We start from the raw sequence: 21,058 nt of genomic DNA, 5'->3' as shown, positions 1-21,058 counted from the left end.
TGTAGCAACCAGCAATCGCTAGTTCTCGGTGGGGTGCGGCAGTGAGCCGCACCCCACTATTTTGTGCTCCATCTCACTGATTGTGGGAAAGGTTTGCGCGGGAGTCGGGATTGTGGAACTCTTCTGGTGACAAAGAGGTTCTGCGTGACCCCTTCCACATGGGAACGGGGTGGACTGTTGTACGCCGAAAGAGTACATTTGATACTTGCGCCAGCGTATCTACAGCTATGCCCAGAGGCCGTCTTGGAGGCGACGGTGATGTGCGGATCGGGTAATCCGGCACGTCAGCGGCCTGCCACCGGGAAACGGGGGTGCTGCTGTGGGCACTGCCGGCGGAATGCCTAACAACGTCAGGGAAGGAACCCCTTTGGCTGCTTCGCGCACCTCTTCACTTTCCGCTCAAAATGGCAAGCCCGCCGTTGACCGCGTCTCCTTCGCCAAAATTCGCGAGCCACTTCAGGTCCCCAACCTCCTCGGTCTGCAGACCGAGAGCTTCGGGTGGCTGATCGGCTCGGAGGAATGGAAGGCCAAGAATCCGGGAGAGCAGTCCGGCTTGGAGGAGATCTTCGAGGAAGTCTCTCCAATCGAGAACGCGGCGGGCACGATGGGCCTCGTGCTGTCTTCTCCGCATCTGGAAGAACCGAAGTACTCGATCCAGGAATGCCGCGAACGCGATCTGACTTACTCGGCCCCTCTCTATGTGACTGCCGAGTTCCAGAACTACGACACCGGTGAGATCAAGTCACAGACGACGTTTATCGGTGACTTTCCGCTGATGACTGATCGCGGCACCTTCATCATCAACGGTACGGAGCGCGTCGTCGTTTCTCAGCTTGTCCGCTCGCCAGGCGTCTACTTCGAGCGTATTGCCGATAAGACCTCAGATAAGGACATCTTCTCCACCAAGGTCATCCCTTCGCGCGGGGCATGGCTTGAGTTCGAGGTCGATAAGCGCGATGCCGTGGGCGTGCGCGTTGATCGTAAGCGCAAGCAGTCGGTCACCGTGTTCCTCAAGGCTCTCGGTATGAATGAATCCGAGATTCGTGAGGCTTTTGACGATTTCCCGGTGCTGCTCGAGACCCTCGAGAAGGACACCGTTCACACTCAGGAAGAAGCGCTCCAGGACCTTTACCGCAAGTTACGCCCGGGCGAGCCACCGACGGCCGAGGCCGGCCGCACACTGCTGGATAACTTCTACTTCAACACCAAGCGTTACGACATCGCGAAGGTCGGCCGTTTTAAGATCAACAAGAAGCTTGGTCTGCACGCCGAAAGCTCTGCTCGTCAACTCGGTATTGAGGACATTACGGCGTCGCTGCGTTACATGCTCGCGCTACACGTCGGCGAGACAGAGGTTGTCTGCGCCCCTGATGCGACCCCGGTGCGTGTGGAGACGGACGACATCGATCACTTCGGTAACCGCCGCATCCGCGCCGTCGGTGAACTCATCCAAAACCAGGTGCGAACCGGTCTGGCCCGTCTGGACCGTATGGTCCGCGAGCGCATGACCACGCAGGAGGCCGAGGCCATCACGCCGTCGTCCCTGATCAACATCCGGCCCATCGTGGCGGCGATCAAGGAGTTCTTCGGTACCAGCCAGCTCTCGCAGTTCATGGATCAGAACAATCCCTTGGCGGGTCTGACGCATAAGAGGCGCTTGTCCGCACTGGGCCCGGGTGGTCTTTCGCGTGACCGTGCCGGCATGGAAGTGCGCGACGTGCATCCTTCGCACTACGGGCGTATGTGCCCGATTGAATCCCCGGAAGGTCCGAATATCGGCCTGATTGGATCCCTGGCTTCCTTTGCCCGGATCAACTCCTTCGGATTTATCGAGACTCCTTACCGCAAGGTTGTGGACGGCAAGGTAACCGATCAGATCGATTATCTGCAGGCCGACGACGAAGACGCTGTGATCATCGCGCAGGCCGAGGCGCCACTGGATGGCGAGGGACGTTTCACTGAGGAAGAGGTTCTGTGCCGTATGCCCGGAGGCGAGCCCGCGCTGGTGGCGCCGTCCGAGATCGGCTACATGGATGTCTCTGCCCGGCAGATGTGCTCGGTGGGAACCGCCATGATCCCGTTCCTGGAGCACGACGATGCGAACCGCGCCCTGATGGGTGCGAACATGCAGCGTCAGGCCGTGCCGCTGATCCGTCCGGTTGCGCCTTATGTGGGGACCGGTATGGAGATGCGTTGCGCCGTCGACGCCGGTGATGTCACCATCGCTCGTGCGGCAGGAACCGTCACCGAGGTTGACGCCGACGCCGTTCATGTGGAGCAGGACAACGGTCAGCATGTCATTTACAAGATGACGAAGTTTGACCGCTCCAACCCCGGCAACTGCACCAACCAGCACGTGGTCGTTTCCGAAGGTGATCGTGTCGAAGAAGGCACGCTTATCGCCGACGGCCCGGCAACAGAGGGCGGCGAGCTTGCGCTTGGCCAGAACCTGCTGGTGGCGTTCATGTCGTGGAACGGCTACAACTACGAGGACGCCGTGATCCTGTCCGAGCGTTGCGTGAAGGACGATCTGCTCACCTCGATTCATATCGAGGAGCACGAGGTCGACGCGCGTGATACCAAACTGGGACCGGAAGAGATCACCCGGGACATCCCGAATGTCTCCGAGGAAACGCTCTCGCATCTTGATGAGCACGGCGTTATCCGTATCGGCGCCGAGGTACAGGCCGGCGATATCCTCGTCGGAAAGATCACCCCGAAGGGTGAGACCGAACTGACCTCGGAAGAGCGTCTGTTGCGCGCGATCTTCGGTGAGAAGGCCAAGGAAGTACGCGACACCTCTCTGCGCGTGCCTCATGGCGAGTCCGGCATTGTGATCGGCGTTCGGCAGTTCACGAAGGCGAACAACGACGAGCTGGCCGCCGACGTGAACGAGACCGTGCGCGTTTACATCGCGCAGCGCCGCAAGATCACCATCGGTGACAAGATGGCCGGTCGGCACGGCAACAAGGGCGTCATCTCCCGAATCCTTCCGATTGAAGACATGCCGTTCATGGCCGATGGCACTCCGGTGGATATCATCCTGAATCCGCTCGGTGTTCCTGGCCGTATGAACCTCGGTCAGGTGTACGAACTGCACCTGGGATGGATCGCCAGCCAGGGCTGGGATGCCAAGAAGGCTCGCGAGGCCGGCGAGGAATGGGCCCTGCGCCTGCCGGAGGAGACGGTGACCGGCGTCGCCGGGCAGCATGTGGCCAGCCCGGTATTCGACGGCGTACGCACCGACGAAATCGACGGTTTGCTCTCTTCCATCCTGCCCAACCGCGACGGTGACATTCTCGTCAACGGCGAGGGCAAGGCGCAGCTCTTCGACGGTCGCAGCGGTGAGCCGTTCCCCGATCCGGTTTCCGTTGGGTACATGTACATGCTGAAGCTGCATCACCTCGTGGACGACAAGATTCACGCTCGCTCCACTGGTCCGTACTCCATGGTGACCCAGCAGCCGCTCGGCGGAAAGGCACAGTTCGGCGGACAGCGCTTCGGCGAGATGGAGGTGTGGGCACTGGAAGCCTACGGCGCCTCGCACACGCTGCAGGAGATGCTGACCATCAAGTCGGACGACACGGTCGGCCGCGTCAAGGTCTATGAAGCCATCGTGAAGGGCGACAACGTGCCCGAGCCGGGTATCCCGGAGTCGTTCAAGGTACTTATCCAGGAGATGCGCTCTCTGTGCCTGAACGTTGAGGCACTGGATGCCACCGGAGAGGCGATCAACCTGCAGGATACGGAGGAGGACCAGTTCCAGACTCCGGAACCGCTGGCAATGCCTACCGGGCTGGAGGGCCTTACATCCGGAGCTGAATTCTAGCCCCGACAGTATTACGGACAGTTTTACTAACCTGAGGAAGTAGGAAACTTGCTCGACGTCAATCGCTTCGATCAGCTCCACATCGCCCTGGCCACTTCGGAGGATGTCCGAAAGTGGTCGCACGGCGAGGTGAAAAAGCCAGAGACCATCAACTACCGCACTCTTAAGCCGGAGAAGGACGGCCTGTTCTGCGAACGCATTTTCGGCCCCACCCGTGACTGGGAGTGCGCCTGCGGTAAGTACAAGCGCCCCCGTTTCAAGGGCATCGTATGTGAGCGCTGCGGTGTGGAAGTCACCCGCTCCAAGGTGCGCCGTGAGCGCATGGGGCATATTGAACTGGCCGCTCCCGTCACTCATATCTGGTACTTCAAGGGTGTTCCTTCTCGCTTGGGCTATCTGCTGGATATCGCACCGAAGGATCTGGAGAAGGTCATCTACTTCGCGGCCTACATGGTCACGGATGTTGATGAACAGTCCCGTCACGACGACATGGCAACTCTGCAGTCCGAATACGAACTGGAGCGTGTCGCCCTGGAGAAGTCGCGGGATGTCGACCTGGAGGCACGCCAGCAGAAGCTGGAAGCCGATCTCGCCGCCGCTGAGGCGGAGGGCCAGAAGTCCGATGCGAAGAACCGGCTGAAGCGGTCCGCAGAAAACGAACTGGGCCGCATCCGTAAGCGCGCCGAACAGGACATCGCGCGTCTCGACGACGTTTGGGAGCGTTTCACCAAGCTAAAGGTCGGCGACCTGGAAGGTGACGAGGATCTGTATCGCGAGATGGAGTCCCGTTACTCGGATTACTTCTCCGCCTGCCGCGGCGCCGAGGCCATCCAGAAACGCCTGCAGACCTACGATCTGCAGGCCGAGCATGATCACCTCGTCGAGGTTATTGAGACCGGTACCGCGCAACGCAAGGCGCGTGCTCTGAAGCGCATCAAGGTGGTCAACGCCTTTTTGCACTCCGGCACTAGCCCGGAGGCAATGGTCTTGGACGCCCTGCCCGTGATCCCGCCGGATCTGCGGCCGATGGTGCAGTTGGACGGCGGACGTTTTGCCACATCGGATCTTAACGATCTCTACCGGCGCGTGATCAATCGGAATAACCGTCTCAAGCGCATGCTTGATTTGGGCGCACCGGAGATCATGGTGAACAACGAGAAGCGCATGCTGCAGGAAGCGGTGGATGCCCTCTTTGATAACGGACGGCGTGGCCGCCCGGTGCAGGGAGCCGGTAACCGCCCGCTCAAGTCGCTCTCCGACATGCTCAAGGGCAAGCAGGGGCGTTTCCGCCAGAACCTGCTCGGTAAGCGAGTGGACTACTCCGGGCGCTCCGTGATCGTCGTCGGTCCGACGCTGAAACTGCACCAGTGCGGTCTGCCGAAGATCATGGCCTTGGAGCTGTTCAAGCCCTTCGTGCAGAAGCGTCTGGTTGACCTGGAGATCGCGAAGAACATCAAGGCCGCCAAGCGCTTGATCGACCGGCAGCGCACCGAGGTATGGGACGTACTGGAAGAGGTCATCCAGGAGCATCCGGTATTGCTGAACCGGGCACCCACCCTGCATCGCCTGGGCATTCAGGCCTTCGAACCGCAGCTGATCGAGGGTAAGGCCATCCGCCTGCACCCGCTGGTCTGCGCGGCTTTCAATGCCGACTTCGACGGCGACCAGATGGCCGTCCATCTGCCGCTGTCAGTGGAGGCGCAGGCTGAGGCGCGTATCCTCATGCTCTCTGCCAACAACATCCTCAAGCCGTCTGACGGACGCCCGGTGACCATGCCCGCACAGGATATGATCATCGGTCTGTTCCACCTCACGACGCTGCGTGAGGGACTGGCCGGTGAGGGGCGGTACTTCTCGTCGGTGGCCGAGGCGCAAATGGCCGCAGACCTGGGTGAGTTGCATCTGAATTCGAAGTGCCACATCCGTTTCGAGGCCGACGTGGTTCCGCCGCGTGATTGGGAAGGCGAGGAGGGCGCACCCCTCCTGCTGGAGACCACGCTGGGGCGGGCGATCTTCAATGAGACCTTGCCGGTGGATTTCCCGTACGTGAATGAGGTCGTGGACAAGGGTGTGTTGGGCGGCATCGTCAACCAGCTCGCCGAGCGCTACGAGAAGGTGGCCGTTGGGGCTTCCCTCGACGCGCTGAAATCCACCGGGTTCTACTGGGCGGGACGCTCCGGCGCGACGATTGCCGTGTCCGACGTCGTCGTTCCGGAAAGCAAGTCCGGGATTCTGGAGAAGGCGGAGCAGGAAGCTGCTCGCATCGAGAGCCAGTTCATGACCGGTCGTATTGAAGACGAAGACCGTCGCCGCGACCTGGTGGACCTGTGGTCCGAGGTCACCGATACGGTGGCCAAGGAGATGCGCGCGAACTTCGACGCGACGAATACCGTGAACCGCATGGTCTCCTCCGGTGCCCGTGGTAACTGGGAGCAGGTGCGCCAGATCGCCGGTATGCGCGGGTTGGTGGCAGACCCGAAGGGTGCGATTATCCCGCGCCCCATCCGTTCCAATTACCGCGAGGGACTCTCTGTTCTCGAGTACTTTATGGCGACGCACGGCGCCCGCAAGGGTCTGGCGGATACCGCGCTGCGGACGGCTGACTCCGGTTACCTGACCCGCCGCCTGGTGGACGTGTCGCAGGACGTTATCGTGCGAGAGCAGGACTGCGGCACACGGCGCGGTCTGACGAAGACCATCGCCCGCCCGGGCGAGAACGGACTGGTTCCGGACGAGATGCTGGATGTGTCCGTGTACGCCCGCACACTGGCCCGTGATATCACGGATGAATCCGGAGAGGTGCTGGCGGCCGCCGGGACCGACCTGGGCGACGCCGTCATCGAGAAGCTGATTGCCGCCGGTATCACCGAGGTGACTGTGCGCTCCGTGCTGACATGCGAATCGCGGGTCGGCACCTGCGCCATGTGCTACGGTCGTTCGATGGCCACCGGAAAGCTGGTCGACATCGGCGAAGCCGTCGGCATTGTCGCGGCGCAGTCCATTGGTGAGCCCGGCACGCAGCTGACGATGCGGACCTTCCACACCGGTGGTTCGGCGTCGGCCGACGACATCACCCAGGGTCTGCCGCGTGTGCAGGAGCTTTTCGAGGCCCGCACGCCAAAGGGCGAGGCGCCGATCGCCGAGGCTGCCGGACGTTTGCAAATCGAGGACGGCGAACGTACCCGTCGTCTCGTCATTGTGCGTGACGACGGCGACGATGACCTCGTCTACCAGGTGTCCAAGCGCGGCAAGCTCCTCGTACAGGAAGGCGGCCACGTGGAGGTTGGCCAGCAGTTGGTCGAAGGCTCCGTGGACCCGAAGAAGGTATTGCGTATCACCGGACGACGTACTGCCCAGCAGCACATCGTTGCCGAGGTGCAGACCGTGTACCGGTCGCAGGGCGTGGAAATCCATGACAAACACATCGAGGTCATCGTGCGGCAGATGCTGCGCCGCGTCACAATCCTGGAGGCGGGCACCACGAAGCTGCTCCCCGGTGAGCTGGTCGATGTTGCCGTCTTCGAGGATGAGAACCGTGCCGCCATGGCGGAGGGTGGGAAACCGGCCTCTGGACGTCCGGAGCTCATGGGAATCACCAAAGCCTCACTGGCAACGGATTCCTGGCTCTCGGCCGCATCCTTCCAGGAGACCACGAAGGTACTTACGGAGGCCGCGCTCAACTCCAAGTCCGATCCGCTGTCTGGCTTGAAAGAGAACGTCATCCTCGGAAAGCTCATCCCGGCCGGCACCGGCCTGGAGCAGCTCCGCTCGGCAACCGTGGAGCCCACCACCGAAGCACGTGTGGAATTTGAGAAGAGTAACGGCTTCTCGCATCGAGATCTGGAAGCCTTCGATGATGGTTTCTCCTACGGCGAGTTTCCAGATTTTGATCTGACAGCGGGTTACGGCCCGTATTGATGTAGTAGTAGCCCCCGGAAAGTGGTACCTACCACGAGATACCGCCATTCTTTGACGAGTTCCCGGGGGAGCCGCTACTCTTGTGTAGGTTGTCCACATCGAGTTGTTCCATGCGCTCGCCGGACATTTTCTAGAAGAACATTTTGCAGGAGAGATAGTGCCCACTATTCAGCAGCTGGTCCGCAAGGGCCGCTCAACAAAAGTCTCGGCGGCTAAGACGCCGGCGCTGAAGGGAAGCCCGCAGCGTCGTGGTGTCTGCACCCGCGTTTTCACCACCACCCCGAAGAAGCCGAACTCTGCGTTGCGTAAGGTTGCGCGTGTTCGTCTGTCGTCGGGCATCGAGGTGACGGCGTATATCCCGGGCGAGGGGCACAACCTCCAGGAACACTCCATCGTTCTGGTTCGTGGTGGCCGTGTGCGCGACCTTCCCGGTGTGCGCTACAAGATCATTCGCGGCGCACTGGATACCCAGGGCGTGAAGAACCGCCAGCAGGCGCGCAGCCGTTACGGCGCCAAGAAGGAGAAGAACTAATGCCTCGTAAGGGACCTGCGCGCAAGCGCCCGCTCACAGCAGACCCGGTGTACGGTTCAACCCTGGTGACCCAGCTTGTCAACCGCGTTCTGCGCGACGGCAAGAAGTCCACCGCTCAGCGCATCGTATACGGCGCGCTGGAAGGTGTGGCGGAGAAATCCGGCCAGGACTCGCTGACCGTTCTCAAGCGGGCCATGGATAATATCCGGCCGTCGCTGGAGGTACGCTCTCGCCGTGTGGGCGGTGCGACCTACCAGGTCCCTGTCGAGGTGAAGTCCGGACGCGCCACCACGCTGGCGCTGCGCTGGCTGGTGGATTACGCCCGCGAACGGCGTGAGAAGACCATGACCGAGCGCCTCCTCAACGAGATCCTCGACGCTTCTAACGGCCTCGGTGCCGCCGTGAAGCGGCGTGAGGATACGCATCGAATGGCGGAGTCCAACAAGGCCTTCGCGCACTACCGCTGGTAATGACGTTGGGCGCTAGGCGCCCTTGAAGGAAAAGAGAACTAGAACGTGGCACTTGACGTGCTGACGGACCTCAGCAAGGTCCGCAATATCGGAATCATGGCGCATATTGACGCTGGCAAAACCACCGTCACAGAGCGCATTCTGTACTACACCGGCATTAACTACAAGATCGGTGAAACTCACGACGGCGCCTCCACCACCGACTGGATGGAGCAGGAGAAGGAACGTGGCATCACGATCACTTCCGCCGCGGTGACTGCCTTCTGGAACGGCACGCAGGTCAATATCATTGACACCCCCGGCCACGTCGACTTCACCGTGGAGGTGGAGCGTTCGCTGCGCGTTCTTGACGGTGCGGTGGCAGTTTTCGACGGCAAGGAAGGCGTGGAGCCGCAGTCGGAGACCGTGTGGCGCCAGGCCGATAAGTACAACGTGCCGCGCATTTGCTTCATTAACAAGATGGACAAGCTTGGCGCCGATTTCGACTTCTCGGTCCAGACCATCCGTGATCGTCTGCATGCCACTCCGGTTGTTATCACCTTCCCGATCGGAGCGGAGAATGAGTTTGATGGCGTCGTCGACGTCCTGACGATGAAGGCTCTGCGTTTCCCGGAGAAGGATGAGAAGGGTAACGACACCAAGGGCATCGTCGTCGTCGAGGAAGACATTCCCGCCGATCTTGTCGCCAAGGCCGAGGAATACCGCATGGCCGCCGTTGAAGCCGCCGCGGAGGCCAACGAAGAGCTGATGGAGAAATTCCTGGAGGAAGAGGAACTGACACTGGAGGAGATCCAGGCGGGCCTGCGTGAGCGCACCATCGCCTCCGAGATCTACCCGGTGTTCTGTGGTTCAGCCTACAAGAATAAGGGCATTCAGCCTATGCTTGACGGCGTCGTTTCCTACCTGCCTTCGCCGCTGGATATTCCGGCTACTACCGGTTTCCGCCCCGGCCATGAGGACGAAGGTGCAACCGAGGTGCGCAAGGCGGATGAGAACGAGGCCTTCGCGGCGCTAGCCTTCAAGATCGCCGTGCACCCGTTCTACGGCAAGCTGACCTACATCCGCGTGTACTCGGGCAAGGTGGCACAGGGCACTCAGGTAATGAATGCCACCAAGGGTCGCAAGGAGCGCATCGGCAAGATGTTCCAGATGCATTCCAACCACGAGAACCCGGTTGAGGTGGCGCATGCCGGCCATATCTATGCTTTTGTTGGATTGAAGGAGACAACGACGGGTGACACGCTGTGTGCGCTTGATCAGCCTGTCGTGCTCGAATCGATGACCTTCCCGGATCCGGTGATCCACGTGGCCATCGAACCAAAGTCGAAGAACGACCAGGAGAAGCTCTCTATCGCCATCCAGAAGTTGGCGGAGGAGGATCCGACGTTCACCGTGCGGCAGGATGAGGAGTCCGGCCAGACCGTCATCGGCGGTATGGGCGAGCTTCATCTTGACATCATCGTCGACCGTATGCGGCGCGAGTTCAAGGTAGAGGCTAATGTCGGTGCGCCGATGGTCGCCTACCGTGAGACGATCCGTAAGAAGGTCGATAAGGTCGAGTACACGCATAAGAAGCAGACCGGTGGTTCCGGCCAGTTCGCGCGTGTCATCGTTTCGCTTGAGCCGCTGACCGATGCCGAAGACGGCGCAACCTACGAATTCGAGGATGCCGTCACCGGTGGCCGCGTGCCCCGGGAGTATATCCCGTCGGTCGATGCGGGTATCCAGGAAGCCATGCAGAATGGTGTTCTAGCGGGTTACCCGATGGTGGATATCAAGGCGACACTGCTCGACGGTGCGTATCACGAGGTCGATTCTTCGGAGATGGCGTTCAAGATCGCCGGTAACCAGGTACTGAAGGAGGCCGCCAAGCGTGCCAACCCGGTGCTGTTGGAGCCGGTGATGGACGTCGAGGTGCGGACTCCGGAAGAGTACATGGGTGATGTTATCGGCGATTTGAACTCTCGCCGTGGCATGATCAAATCCATGGAGGACGCCACCGGTGTGAAGGTGGTTCGCGCCAACGTTCCCCTCAGCGAGATGTTCGGCTACGTCGGTGATTTGCGTTCCAAGACTCAGGGGCGTGCGGTCTACACGATGCAGTTTGACTCCTATGCGGAGGTTCCGAAGAACGTGTCCGAGGAGATCATCAAGAAGACCCGGGGCGAGTGAGTCCCACCGGTCCTGTACAATCAGTTTCCGAAATAAAAAGCACTTAAGCCGGGTCTGATGCGATAGCATCTCACTCATCAGCTGAAAGTCAATCGAGAGTCCCAGGAGGGCCCAAGTGGCGAAGGCCAAGTACGACAAGTCCAAGCCGCATATGAACATCGGCACCATCGGTCACGTCGATCACGGAAAGACGACGCTGACTGCTGCAATCACCAAGGTTCTGGCGGACAAGTATCCCGAGCTGAACGAGTTCACCCCGTTCGACCAGGTTGATAACGCTCCCGAGGAGCGCCAGCGTGGTATTACCATCAACGTGTCCCACGTTGAGTACCAGACCGAGAAGCGTCACTACGCACACGTCGACGCCCCGGGCCACGCCGATTACATCAAGAACATGATCACCGGCGCGGCGCAGATGGACGGCGCCATCCTCGTGGTGGCCGCCACCGACGGCCCGATGGCCCAGACCCGCGAGCACGTGCTGCTCGCCCGCCAGGTGGGCGTGCCGGATATCATCGTCGCCCTGAACAAGGCCGACATGGTGGATGACGACGAGCTGCTCGAGCTCGTCGAGATGGAGGTCCGCGACCTCCTGTCCTCGCAGGATTACGACGGCGACAACATTCCGGTTGTCAAGGTCTCTGCGCTGAAGGCTCTTGAGGGCGACGCACAGTGGACCGCTGCTGTCGAGGCGCTCATGGATCAGGTTGATACCTACTTCCCGGATCCGGTTCGCGACCTCGACAAGCCGTTCCTCATGCCGATCGAGGACGTCTTCACGATTACCGGCCGCGGCACCGTGGTCACCGGTCGTGTGGAGCGCGGCCAGCTCAACATTAACTCTGAGGTTGAGATCATTGGTCTGCGCCCGACGCAGACCACCACCGTCACGGGTATTGAGATGTTCCACAAGCAGATGGACACGGCCGATGCCGGCGAGAACTGTGGTCTGCTGCTGCGTGGCACCAAGCGCGAGGAAGTCGAGCGCGGCCAGGTTGTGGCCAAGCCGGGCACGACCACTCCGCATACGGAGTTCGAGGCACAGGTTTACGTGCTGAAGAAGGACGAGGGTGGACGTCACAACCCGTTCTTCTCGAACTACCGTCCGCAGTTCTATTTCCGCACCACGGACGTTACCGGCGTCATCACGCTGCCCGAGGGCACCGAGATGGTTATGCCCGGTGACAACACCGAGATGCGCGTTGATCTGATTCAGCCGATCGCCATGGAAGAGGGCCTCGGCTTCGCTATCCGCGAGGGTGGCCACACGGTCGGTTCCGGCCGTGTCATCAAGATCATCAAGTGATCTTCTGACGTAGGGACGGGCCCGCTGCCGGGTGGCAGCGGGCCCGTTTTGGTGTTTGCCCGTTTTCTGGCGAGAAGTGGAGGGTTTTTCGAGAAGTGCCGTGAAATCTCCTCCACTTCTTGCGCGACGCTCCATTTCTTGGCGGAGGGGTCGCGTGCCCTGCCGACGAGGCGTGGCGACGCGCGGCACGCCGGTCAAAGGCCGCTGCGAGCTTCCAGTTGAGCGATGAGGTCAACGCCGCGCGAGGTGCCGATCCGCGTCGCGCCCGCTGCGATGAAGGAGAGGGCAGCGTCGAGCGTGCGAATCCCACCCGCAGCTTTTACTTGGACGGCGTCGCCGACGCACTCCTTCATAAGCTGCACATCTGCAAGCGTCGCCCCGCGGGATCCAAACCCAGTGGAGGTCTTGACGAAGTCGGGACGCACGCGCACTGCGACTTCCGCGACGGCGCGTTTCTCCTCGTCTGTGAGGTAGCAGTTCTCGAAGATGACCTTGGTAGTCACCGCGCTGGAGCGGGCGACGTCGACGATGGCTTGCATTTCGCGCTCAATGTAGGAGAGGTTCCCGGCCTTGAGCTCGGTGATGTTTATGACGTAGTCGATCTCATCGGTACCGTTCGCGATGGCGTTGCGCGTCTCCGATACCTTGTCCTCGATGGTCACCTGCCCGAGTGGAAAGCCGATCGCCGCGCCGATGTGCACGCCGCTGCCGCGCAGAAGGTCGGCGCATTGGGCTACGGGATAGGGGTTGATCGCGACCATTGCGAAACCATGCGTTCGTGCTTCTTCACACAACCGGACGAAGTCTTGTTTCGTCGCGTCCGGTCGCAGATTGGTGTGGTCGATCATCGCCGCGAGGCGAGCGGGGGTAATAGACATCGATTCTCCTGTGTATATCGGGTGGTGGCGTGAAACGCATGCCGGGTGGTGGCGCTGCGTGTCGGGTAGTGCTGTTGCATGCCGGGAATGCCGTGGACGTGCGTTGGGCGCTGCTGTGACGGTATGTCGGGCGTGCCGTGACGGTAGGTAGATGGCTCTGTGGAGGTGGAGCAGGGGAGTGCGCGCCACGCGTGGCCTACTCCATCGTGGCATGGCGTTCTCGCATTGATTCATCCGTCTCCTGGAGCTCGTACATTAGATCGAGAACAACTGCGTCGAGGGTCAAGAGAAGTGCCTGCTCGAACAGCGATCCCATCGGTTGTACTGATGGGGAAGAGGCAACGACAAGAGTGGCGCTTGCGCACTGCGCCAGGGGGGAGAGAGGATCGGCGGTAACAGCCACAACCGCGGCTCCGCTGGCTGCCGCGATGTGGGCATTGGCGAGTGGGCCCGCCGTCGACCCGGATCGAGAGGCCACAATCAGGAGATCGCCGGCGCGGATCGCCGGTGAGGTGACATCGCCCACCCGATGCGCACTTAGCCCAAGGTGCATCAGCCGATTGGTGAACGCCGTCAGCATGAGCCCCGAGCGCCCGGCGCCGCTGGTAAAGATCCGATTGGCCCGCACCATCGCCTGTTCGAGCGCTACCGCGCCGTCGTTGGCGGCCTGCGGCAGCACCGCCGCGAGTTCACGCAAAATCGTCGCTGCCGCCCTCATGGCACGATGCTCTCTGTGGGGACCGGTTCTTCCGCCCAGAATCCGCCGGGTGCGAAGAGGGATGCGACGACGTCGTCCAGGGTGCCCGTCTCAAAAAGGACGTCCAAGATGGCATAGCGGGAGCGGATCGTCTGCGCCTGGAAATAGGTGCGGCGGAGTTTCTCGAGGGAGATTCCGATCATTGCCGGGTGGTAGGGGGCGCCGACTGCCTTGAGCATGTCACGAATCTCCGCCGCGGGTGGCACCTGGGAGCGAAGGCGTGCACGGATCTGCGGCCATACCTCTTGAATGGCGGCCACGCGTGAGGGTATCTCCTCGCGAGAAATGTATTTGCCAGCCGCCTGCCCGACGGCGGCCTCGGCTATGGCCGGCACGGACTGTAGCGCCCGCACCCTCGCCTCATTCTCCTGCGGTGTTGGCCACGAAGCAGCGACCTTCGCGGCGTCGACATCGGCGAAGTCGTGGCTCAGCACGGCGTCGTACACCGCGGCGATCGCCATGGTGCCGATGCCGACCTTGGCGCCGTGTGATAGCGGTAGCGGCCAGTCGAGGCCGTAACCTTCCATTTCCCACTGGTGGGAGAAGTTGTGCCCGACGCCGGACCCGGGGCGCGAGGACTGTGCCGCCTGAATCGCCAGTCCGGCGAGCATTGCCTCTTCAACGAGACCTTCTAGTGCTCCTCGCTCACCCGTGCGAGCCGCGTCAGGGTGGGCGAGTGCCTCACGCAGCCCGTCTTGCACCAGGCCCCAGGCAAATGGTGCAAGCGGTTCAATACCGAGCGCATCGGCAATTATCCAGTCGGCACCTCCCGTGAACTTCTCCGTTAGGTCGGCATATCCGTTGGCAGTCATCATCGGCGGCGCCGTCGCGATGATGTCGAGATCTGCAACAATCCCGGCAGGTGCCGGGCAGGCGCGGGTGATCTTGAAGCCGTCCTTGGAGATGGCGGCGCCGAAGGCCGCATAACCATCCATCGACGCCGCCGTGCATACATGCACATAGGGGTGGGCGAGTTCTCCCGAAGCCAGTTTCACCAGATCGGATATTGTTCCGGAGCCGATGGAGCAGGCGGTGGCACCGGATTCTGCGAGTCGGCGGCGGATGCGCGTCACATTCTCGTATCCGGCATACACGGGAGGATCTGCCGGAAAGACCAGCGGGTCGGCAAGGGCGATGCCGGAAGCGGTTAATGCCGCGCGAACCGCGGGGCCGGCCAGGTTCCACGTCGTCTCGTCAGCGATGATCATCGCCTCCGGGGCGCCGGTTGTCGCGGCGAAAAGCGGGCCGGTGCACGAAAGGATTCCGCTTCCAATCTCAATCCGTCTGGTATCGTCGGCGTGGGCCAGCGCCTTCGTAATTCGCGTGGATGTCATTGCTGCCCTACTCGCTGTAGTGATCGGTGACCCGGGCCATGAGCTCCTTCATCTGCTCGTATGACTCGCGGTAGGCCTGGTAGTTGAACATGTACTCCGCGTGGGCGGCGGGGTCGGGCTGGATGACTTCGGCCACCTTCGTCATGGCAAGCGAGGCCGCTGGGATGTCCTCGTACCAGGAAGCGCCGACCGCGGCAACCATGGCCGAACCGAGGGCCGGCCCCTCCGGGACATTGGTGAGAACCAGTGGCACATTGGAGACATCGGCATGCATCTGTAGCCAGAGACGGTTGTTGGTCGCCCCACCCGAGACGATGATCTCGTCAACAGGTACGCCCTCGCCGCGCATGGCCTCTAGAATCGCCTCGGTGCCGAAGCAGATTCCTTCGAGAAGAGCGCGGAACATGTGCGCTTCCGTGTGGTGGAGTGTCAGCCCCCAGAACATCCCGCGTGAGCGGGCGTCGAAGTACGGCGCTCGATTCCCCTGGAAGTGATCGAGGCTGAGCAGCCCGTCACAGCCGATTGGAATAGCGGCGGCCTGCCGGGTGAGGACGTCGTAAATCGACTCGCCGGTTCGCGTCGACTCGGCGCGGGAGGCACCCGCCAGATTCTTAAGGAACCACTCGACGAGGGAGCCCGTTGAAGTCTGTCCGCCGTCGATGGTGTAGTAGCCCGGTACCGTCGCGCCCGTATATGCGCCCCATAGCCCGCGGGTGTGTATCTGCGTGGAGAGCTGGCCGGTAATAACATGAGAGGAGCCGGTGATAAGAGCGAGGCGACCCGGCGCTGCTACTCCAAGGCCGACGGCTCCAAGATAGGCGTCGATTCCTCCCTCCACGATGGTGATGCCGGCAGGAAGTCCCAGTTCCTCGGCCGCTGCGGGGGCAAGCGGGCCGACGACGTCGCCCACCTGCAGTATCGTGCTTGGGTAGCGCTCGAGAATATCGCCTGCCTGCACGGCTTCGTACAACGACGTGGGCCAACCGCCATGGTCGTCGTCGTAGAAGTACTTTCCGGCGGCGTGGGAGACCGACATCGTCCAGCGCCCGGTGAGCCTGTGAACTAGCCAGTCGGTTTCGTCGCAAATGGTTTTGGTGCGCGAGAAGGTATCCGGTTCGTTCTCCTTCACCCACATCGCCTTCGGCAGTCCCCATTCTGCCGATACCGGGCCCTGCCCGCACACGCGCAGCGCCGGATCGCCGGTGGCGTACACGGCTTCGGCTTGCCGGACCGAGCGCACATCCATCCACAGGATGGCGGGGCGAGTGATCTCGTCGTTCTCGTCCAGAAATACCACGGTGCATGAGGTTGCATCCATGGAGATCGCGCGGATGAGGGTGGTATCGATTGCGGCATCGGCAACGGCCGCGCGGACGGCCGAAACGGTCTGCCGCCACCATTCGTGCGGGTTCTGTTCCGCCCAGCCGGGCCGAGGATAGGAGGTACTCCAGGGCGCTGTCCCAAAGCCGAGCTGCTTGCCGGTCACGTCGAAGACGCCGGCACGTGCCGAACCGGTGCCCATATCAATGCCAATGACGTATCCGCTGGTTTTCATGGTGGTCCTTTCTGAGTCGCGTCATCGCGCGGTGTTGAGGTATTGGATTTTTCCTGTCGTAATGGAGGTGTTGCCTGCCTGGACAACTTCGACCGCGGCGAGCCCGTCCTCGCCCGTGGCCAGTGGCTCGGTATCGTGAATGATTGCGTCGACGAAGGCGGCGTCCTCGGCGCTGTACGCGTCGTGGTACAAGGTGCGCCATGAGGGGACAGTGTCGCGATATGAGGAGCCTTGCGCGCCGGAGACGACCACTCGATTGGCGTTCAGGTCGCCAATGTCAATGCGTCCGGTGGTGCCGTGGATTTCGACCCGGCTGTCGTATCCATAACGCACGCCCTGCGCACCGTTGATATGCCCGAGCGTGCCGTTGGAGAAGCGGGCGGTGAGTAGGACCGTGTCATAATAGTCCGGAGAGTGATCGTGCGCCTCCGCGCTGCGGAAGTTCCCGGCGATGGCATAGACGGAGGTGATCTCCGCGCCGGTGAACCAGCGCAGCGCATCAATATCGTGGCTTGAGACTTCGGCCAGCGGGCCGTTGCTGGCCTGCAGATCGTACATCCAGGGGTGGGGGACGCTGGGACCGTGGGTCAGCGAGGTCACCGAGACGATATCGCCGATTGCACCTTGCTCAATGAGTTCCTTGGCCCGGCGATGGCCAAGGTCGAAACGACGCATGAATCCGATCTGTAGTTTGACTCCCGCCCGGTGGGTGGCAGCGATCATCGCGCGGCATTCCTGTGCAGTGATTGCCATCGGCTTCTCGCACAGAATGTGCTTTCCGGCTGCAGCGGCCTTCAGGACGGCGTCGTGGTGGTGCTTGGTTGGAGTCGTGATCACGACGGCGTCGATATTCGTAGCGAGGAGCTCATCCGCGGTTGCCACAACGTTGACGCCGAGTTCGCGCCGCGCCGCCGCACGCGCCTGTTGATTCGGATCGCACAGGGCAACGAGCTCCCCCTGCTTCACGTGGTGCAGAAATGCTTTGGCGTGAATGAGGCCGGCACGTCCCGCGCCGATGATTCCGATATGAACGGTCATCCCTGTCTCCTTCGACTGCGACCGGCGCGGGAGCTGCCTGCCTGTACGCGACGTTGCGCCAGTACCTCTGAGCCTACACCTGTACGGACAACCGGACAACCCTTTTGGCAGAATTGGCAGAAGACGTGGGGCAGGGTGCTTCCACAATGTCAACGTCACGGTCGGCCCGTGCTTTTGGTAGAAGACGTGGGGGCGAGTGGCGCTTATCGGTGAACGAATCAGAATGCAACGGTAAAATGGCGCCATGCCAACGCAACAAGCGCCGGTCGAGGCCATCGATACCGCCTCGGCCTTGCCGTATTATCACCAGCTGAAGACGATTCTGCGGGCGAGAGTCGAGCGGGAAGGGCTTGTGGCCGGCGACAGGCTGTGGTCGGATAACGAGGTCAGTCAGGAATACGGCGTGTCCCGCAGTGTTGTGCGGCAGGCGCTAGCCGAACTCGAGAACGAGGGCCTGCTCGAACGCATTAGGGGCAAAGGCACGTTCCTGGCCCGTGAACGCCGCGACCACGGCCTGGCCCAATCGCTGCAGGGCCTGTACGCACATGCGCAAAAGGCTGGCATCACGCTGGAGAGTGAAGTGTTGCGGCAGGAGATCGTGGCGGCGGGGGAGGTGGTGGCGGAGGCGCTTGCGCTTCCCATACACGCGCCCGTCTTCGTGCTGGAGCGTGTGCGGCGCGCGGAGGGCGAGCCGTGGGCGCGCACCACCACCTGGCTTCCGGCCGCACTGTTTCCCGGCATTGAGAAGAGAGACTTCTGCCAGAGTTCCCTGTACAGGATTCTGTCGGACGACTACGGCCTCACGATGGGCACGGCTCGCCGGTCGATCGAGGCGGTACTGGCCACCGAGGAGATCGCGGCTTCGCTTGAGGTGGAGGAAGGCGCTCCACTGCTACGCATCCGGTCCGTTCTGTGTGACGAGCAGGGGCGGCCGATTGAGGCGTTCACGGCCTACCATCGCGGCGATACGAGCCGCTTCGACATCATCGTCGGCAAGGAACTGGACTCGGCCGCGGTGACGATAGAGCATGCCTGAGTGTGCGCGTCGGGAGAACGTGGCGCTGCCCACGTGTAGGCCCCGCCACTATTGGACGATATGGCTTGCCTGTTCAGCGCGCCTTTTGGCATACTAAACAAGTTGCTCGGCTCGGCCGAGCCAGGAACTTCGCCGGGGCTCCGTGTTACCGGTGTGAAAAAGGGTTCATCGAAATCTGCAATAGGGCTTGTGCTGGTGGTAACGTCGCGACACGCCCGAGTGCGGGTACCGGTGATCACCACGGTAGAGAGAGGTAGACGACGCCATGGCGGGACAAAAGATCCGCATCCGGCTCAAGTCATATGACCACGAGGTCATTGATAGTGCGGCGAAGAAGCTCGTCGACGAAGTGACGCGTACCGGCGCAAGTGTGGTCGGTCCGGTGCCACTGCCGACGGAAAAGAACGTTTTCTGCGTTATTCGTTCACCCCACAAGTACAAGGACAGCCGCGAGCATTTCGAGATGCGCACGCATAAGCGGCTCATCGACATTGTCGACCCGACGCTTAAGACGATCGACACGCTGCGGCGTCTCGATCTTCCGGCCGACGTTAACGTTGAAATCAAGCTCTGAGGTAACGCACATGAACTCCAAGCAGGTCACTGCCGGTGCGCCCGTGAAGGCGCTAATCGGCACCAAGCTGGGAATGACCCAGCTGTGGGATGAGGCGGGGCGCCTCATCCCGATCACGGTCGTCAGAGTCGGCACCAATGTCGTCACGCAGATTCGCACCCCCGAGACGGACGGCTACTCCGCCGTTCAGCTTGCCTCGGGTGAGTTGAAGACGAAGAACGTGACGAAGCCGCTGCAAGGCCATTTCGACAAGGCCGGGGTTGCGCCGCGTCGCAGCCTCGCCGAGGTGCGCACATCCGATGCGCAGGATTACGAACTCGGTCAGGAGCTGGGAGCGGACCTCTTTGAGGCCGGCCAGCTCGTCGACGTCGTCGGTACCTCCAAGGGCAAGGGCTTCGCCGGTGTTATGAAGCGGCACGGCTTCGCCGGCGTTTCGGCATCTCACGGTGCGCATCGCAATCACCGTAAGCCGGGCTCCATCGGCGCCTGCGCTACACCGTCACGCGTTTTCCGCGGTCTTCGTATGGCAGGCCGCATGGGAAGCGACCGCGTAACAGTCCAGAACCTGCTCGTTCACGCTGTGGATGCCGAGAAGGGTGTCCTTCTCCTTGCCGGCCCGATCCCCGGCAACAAGGGCGGCACAGTCGTGGTTCGCACCGCTGTGAAGGGAGCCTGAACATGGCAGAGTCCCGCAAAGTAGACGTTATTGACGTGACCGGCGAAGTCAGTGGCTCGGCAACGCTGCCGGCTGAGCTTTTCGACGTCGATGTGAATATCCCGCTGATTCATCAGGTTGTGGTGGCGCAGCTCGCAGCCGCGCGCCAGGGTACGCATTCCACCAAGACGCGCGGTGACGTGCGCGGTGGCGGCAAGAAGCCGTACCGCCAGAAGGGCACCGGCAGGGCACGGCAAGGATCGATTCGCGCTCCGCATTTCACCGGCGGCGGCACGGTTCACGGTCCGCAGCCGCGCAGCTACGCCCAGCGCACCCCCAAGAAGATGATCGCCGCCGCCCTGCGGCAGGCGCTTTCTGATCGGGCGCGTAACGGTCGCATTCATGTGGTCACGGCCTTCCTGGAAGGGGAGCAGCCCTCTACAAAGAGCGCGCTGACCCAACTGCATCGGGTTGTTGACGAGCGCGACGCCCTCGTCGCAATCGCTCGCGGAGACGAGCTGTCACAGCTCTCACTGCGCAACGCTCCCGAAGCACACGTTATCTATGTTGACCAGCTCAACACGTACGACGTCCTCGTCGCCGACGACGTCGTCTTCACGGAAGATGCGCTGAGCGCCTACGTGGAGAAGAGCGGCAAGGAGGAGAAGTGAGCGAGAACGTCAGCTTCTGGAACAAGCATCCGCAGGACGTCATTCTGCAGCCGGTGGCCACCGAGAAGTCGGCCCGGCTCGAAGACGAGGGTAAGTACACCTTCTTGGTCGACCCGCGGGCAAACAAGACGGAGATCAAGCAGGCCATCGAGGCGATCTTCAATGTGAAGGTCGCGTCGGTGAACACGCAGAACCGTCAGGGTAAGACCGTTCGCACCCGCACGGGGGTGGGCCGCCGCAAGAACACCAAGCGTGCGATTGTGACGCTCAGCGAAGGCACCATCGACATTTACGGTGACATCGTCGGCTGAGGCCGCGAGCGAAAAGATTGAG

The 21,058-nt window shown here is 61.7% G+C and carries 16 protein-coding genes; 11 read left to right on the top strand and 5 right to left on the bottom strand.

Going from position 1 to position 21,058, the window contains the following annotated elements:
• Positions 1-367: 367 nt before the first annotated feature.
• The 6 genes from rpoB (at position 368) to tuf (ending at position 12,227) form a co-directional block, all read left to right on the top strand.
• Positions 368-3,829, top strand: coding sequence for a DNA-directed RNA polymerase subunit beta (gene rpoB, locus EKN07_RS02405; protein WP_240611402.1), 3,462 nt, complete (start codon positions 368-370; stop codon positions 3,827-3,829).
• A 48-nt stretch (positions 3,830-3,877) separates the two neighbouring features.
• Positions 3,878-7,747, top strand: a complete 3,870-nt coding sequence (locus EKN07_RS02400) for a DNA-directed RNA polymerase subunit beta' (protein ID WP_126145569.1) — start codon at positions 3,878-3,880, stop codon at positions 7,745-7,747.
• A 157-nt stretch (positions 7,748-7,904) separates the two neighbouring features.
• On the top strand, positions 7,905-8,279 hold the full coding sequence (gene rpsL / locus EKN07_RS02395) for a 30S ribosomal protein S12 (RefSeq protein WP_108715217.1): 375 nt from the start codon (positions 7,905-7,907) through the stop codon (positions 8,277-8,279).
• On the top strand, positions 8,279-8,749 hold the full coding sequence (gene rpsG, locus EKN07_RS02390) for a 30S ribosomal protein S7 (protein WP_108715218.1): 471 nt from the start codon (positions 8,279-8,281) through the stop codon (positions 8,747-8,749). Before rpsL ends, rpsG begins: the two co-directional genes overlap by 1 nt.
• A 45-nt stretch (positions 8,750-8,794) precedes the next feature.
• Positions 8,795-10,921, top strand: a complete 2,127-nt coding sequence (fusA, locus tag EKN07_RS02385; protein ID WP_108715219.1) for an elongation factor G — start codon at positions 8,795-8,797, stop codon at positions 10,919-10,921.
• Positions 10,922-11,036: 115 nt separating this feature from the next.
• A complete protein-coding gene (tuf, locus tag EKN07_RS02380; RefSeq protein WP_126145568.1) occupies positions 11,037-12,227 on the top strand; it encodes an elongation factor Tu in 1,191 nt (396 codons plus the stop codon).
• A gap of 194 nt (positions 12,228-12,421) precedes the next feature.
• On the opposite strand, the gene deoC is transcribed toward tuf, so the two are convergent.
• The 5 genes from deoC to EKN07_RS02355 form a co-directional block, all read right to left on the bottom strand.
• Positions 12,422-13,105 (bottom strand): deoxyribose-phosphate aldolase, encoded by a 684-nt coding sequence (deoC, locus tag EKN07_RS02375; RefSeq protein WP_126145567.1) that lies wholly within the window; start codon positions 13,103-13,105, stop codon positions 12,422-12,424.
• A 196-nt stretch (positions 13,106-13,301) separates the two neighbouring features.
• The gene (gene hxlB / locus EKN07_RS02370; protein WP_126145566.1) at positions 13,302-13,823 is read right to left on the bottom strand and encodes a 6-phospho-3-hexuloisomerase; all 522 of its coding nucleotides are present in this window, start codon (positions 13,821-13,823) and stop codon (positions 13,302-13,304) included.
• Positions 13,820-15,196 (bottom strand): sn-glycerol-1-phosphate dehydrogenase, encoded by a 1,377-nt coding sequence (locus EKN07_RS02365; protein ID WP_126145565.1) that lies wholly within the window; start codon positions 15,194-15,196, stop codon positions 13,820-13,822. The genes hxlB and EKN07_RS02365 overlap by 4 nt, the downstream gene beginning before the upstream one ends.
• A 7-nt stretch (positions 15,197-15,203) precedes the next feature.
• Positions 15,204-16,751, bottom strand: a complete 1,548-nt coding sequence (locus EKN07_RS02360) for an FGGY-family carbohydrate kinase (protein WP_108715223.1) — start codon at positions 16,749-16,751, stop codon at positions 15,204-15,206.
• 21 nt (positions 16,752-16,772) lie between these two features.
• Complete coding sequence (locus EKN07_RS02355; protein ID WP_108715224.1) at positions 16,773-17,789, bottom strand: Gfo/Idh/MocA family oxidoreductase; 1,017 nt, start codon at positions 17,787-17,789, stop codon at positions 16,773-16,775.
• 244 nt (positions 17,790-18,033) lie between these two features.
• On the opposite strand from EKN07_RS02355, the gene EKN07_RS02350 reads away from it, so the two are divergent.
• The 5 genes from EKN07_RS02350 to rplW all read left to right on the top strand — a co-directional run bounded on the left by EKN07_RS02350 (position 18,034) and on the right by rplW (position 21,036).
• A complete protein-coding gene (locus tag EKN07_RS02350; protein WP_108715225.1) occupies positions 18,034-18,825 on the top strand; it encodes a GntR family transcriptional regulator in 792 nt (263 codons plus the stop codon).
• Between the two features lie 265 nt (positions 18,826-19,090).
• Complete coding sequence (gene rpsJ / locus EKN07_RS02345) at positions 19,091-19,399, top strand: 30S ribosomal protein S10 (protein ID WP_108715226.1); 309 nt, start codon at positions 19,091-19,093, stop codon at positions 19,397-19,399.
• A 10-nt stretch (positions 19,400-19,409) separates the two neighbouring features.
• A complete protein-coding gene (gene rplC / locus EKN07_RS02340; RefSeq protein ID WP_108715227.1) occupies positions 19,410-20,075 on the top strand; it encodes a 50S ribosomal protein L3 in 666 nt (221 codons plus the stop codon).
• Positions 20,076-20,077: 2 nt separating this feature from the next.
• Positions 20,078-20,725, top strand: coding sequence for a 50S ribosomal protein L4 (gene rplD / locus EKN07_RS02335; RefSeq protein WP_108715228.1), 648 nt, complete (start codon positions 20,078-20,080; stop codon positions 20,723-20,725).
• Entirely contained in the window at positions 20,722-21,036 is a 315-nt protein-coding gene (rplW, locus tag EKN07_RS02330) for a 50S ribosomal protein L23 (protein WP_108715229.1), read from the top strand. Before rplD ends, rplW begins: the two co-directional genes overlap by 4 nt.
• The last annotated feature ends 22 nt before the right edge of the window (positions 21,037-21,058 follow it).

This window comes from Actinobaculum sp. 352 (genome assembly GCF_003957265.1).
Classification (GTDB): domain Bacteria; phylum Actinomycetota; class Actinomycetes; order Actinomycetales; family Actinomycetaceae; genus Asp313.
This window is presented reverse-complemented; position numbering and strand designations above follow the sequence as displayed.

What these genes read in the sequence shown, in the direction of transcription:
- rpsJ (WP_108715226.1), top strand. Translation starts at nt 19,091, where the DNA reads ATGGCGGGACAAAAGATCCGCATCCGGCTCAAGTCATATGACCACGAG.
- deoC (WP_126145567.1), bottom strand. Translation starts at nt 13,105, where the DNA reads ATGTCTATTACCCCCGCTCGCCTCGCGGCGATGATCGACCACACCAAT.
- EKN07_RS02365 (WP_126145565.1), bottom strand. Translation starts at nt 15,196, where the DNA reads ATGACATCCACGCGAATTACGAAGGCGCTGGCCCACGCCGACGATACC.
- EKN07_RS02360 (WP_108715223.1), bottom strand. Translation starts at nt 16,751, where the DNA reads ATGAAAACCAGCGGATACGTCATTGGCATTGATATGGGCACCGGTTCG.
- rpsG (WP_108715218.1), top strand. Translation starts at nt 8,279, where the DNA reads ATGCCTCGTAAGGGACCTGCGCGCAAGCGCCCGCTCACAGCAGACCCG.
- EKN07_RS02350 (WP_108715225.1), top strand. Translation starts at nt 18,034, where the DNA reads ATGCCAACGCAACAAGCGCCGGTCGAGGCCATCGATACCGCCTCGGCC.
- rplC (WP_108715227.1), top strand. Translation starts at nt 19,410, where the DNA reads ATGAACTCCAAGCAGGTCACTGCCGGTGCGCCCGTGAAGGCGCTAATC.
- hxlB (WP_126145566.1), bottom strand. Translation starts at nt 13,823, where the DNA reads ATGAGGGCGGCAGCGACGATTTTGCGTGAACTCGCGGCGGTGCTGCCG.
- rplD (WP_108715228.1), top strand. Translation starts at nt 20,078, where the DNA reads ATGGCAGAGTCCCGCAAAGTAGACGTTATTGACGTGACCGGCGAAGTC.
- EKN07_RS02355 (WP_108715224.1), bottom strand. Translation starts at nt 17,789, where the DNA reads ATGACCGTTCATATCGGAATCATCGGCGCGGGACGTGCCGGCCTCATT.